At 69.9% G+C, this 1,220-nt stretch carries 1 protein-coding gene and 1 pseudogene; both read left to right on the plus strand.

Annotation, left to right across the window (positions count from 1 at the left end; genetic code table 11):
• Positions 1-595, plus strand: a 595-nt coding sequence (locus tag K789_RS0100800) for an SseB family protein (RefSeq protein ID WP_024365088.1), incomplete at its 5' end; no start/stop codon positions are given.
• A gap of 61 nt (positions 596-656) precedes the next feature.
• Positions 657-1,220: pseudogene (locus K789_RS0100805) on the plus strand (MFS transporter); the annotation flags it as partial.

Here is a 1,220-nt window from a genome sequence, read left to right on the forward strand (position 1 = left end):
CGCCGCAGAAGCCGAAGGAGCCGGCGGCCTGCATGCCGACAAGCAGGCCGACATGGCCCTCGTGACCCTCAAGGCCCCCGACGGCCGGACAGCGATGCCCGTGTTCAGCTCCGCAGCCTCGCTCAAGGCCTGGCACCCGGAGGCCCGCCCGGTGGCCGTTTATGCTGCCCGCGCAGCACTCTCCGCGGTCGCTGAGGGCGCGGAATTACTCGTGCTCGACCCGGGCTCCGCGGTCACCTTCGTCGTGCGCCGCCCCGCGGTGTGGGCCCTCGCCCAGCAGCGGGACTGGACGCCGTCGTACGCTGATCCGGAGCTGGCCCGGAGCCTCGGCGAGGCCGCGGCTGGCTTTCCCGCGGTCCGCCGTGTTGAAATTCACCCAGGCGGTGGAGTAGCCTCGCTGGCGGCCGACGGAACGCAGCTGCCGGGCGGCGGCTCCGGCCCGGAACTCCGGGTGCTGCTCTACCTTGAAGACGGGCTCGACGCCGCCGGCGTCCAGTCCATCGTGTCCGGCCTCAACAGCGCCTGGGCACGGAACGAAGTATTTGCTGAGCGGGTTGACTCCATCGAGGTCAAATTGCAGCGCGCAGCGCAGTAGCTGACGGCCAGCGGGGGAGACCCTGGTGCTGCCGGGGGCAGTACCAGAAGGAAGTAGTTTCGTGAACTTCGCGCTTTACCGGGAGCTGCTGGCCGTTCGGCCGATCCGGAGGCTCCTGCTGGTCGGGATGGTTGCCCGCATACCGCACTCCGCGGCCGGGGTCCTGCTGACCCTGCACATCGTCCTGACCCTCGGCCAGGGCTACGCGGCGGCCGGTGCCGCGGCCGCGGTGATGACCATCGGCATTGCCGTCGGCGCACCCTGGCGCGGCCGGCGCGTCGACACGGTGGGCCTGCGCCGTGCCCTCATTCCGTCCGTCATTTCCGAAACGGTCATCTGGTCGGTGGTGCCGCATGTGTCCTACGAGCTGCTGCTGCCGCTGGTGTTCGTCGGCGGCCTGCTGACCCTGCCGATCTTCAGCGTGGTGCGCCAGTCCCTCGGCGTCCTCGCCACGGGGGAGCAGCGCCGCACGGCTTTTGCCCTGGACGCCATCTCCACGGAACTGGTCTTTATGATTGGTCCCGCCGCGGGTGCCCTGGTCGCGACCGCCGGGTTCTCGGTCCTGGGGCTGACCATCGTTGGCATCGCCACCTCCGTGGCCGGGCTCTTCCTGATGTGGTTCAAC

Source organism: Arthrobacter sp. TB 26, from assembly GCF_000427315.1.
Taxonomy (GTDB): Bacteria; Actinomycetota; Actinomycetes; order Actinomycetales; family Micrococcaceae; genus Arthrobacter.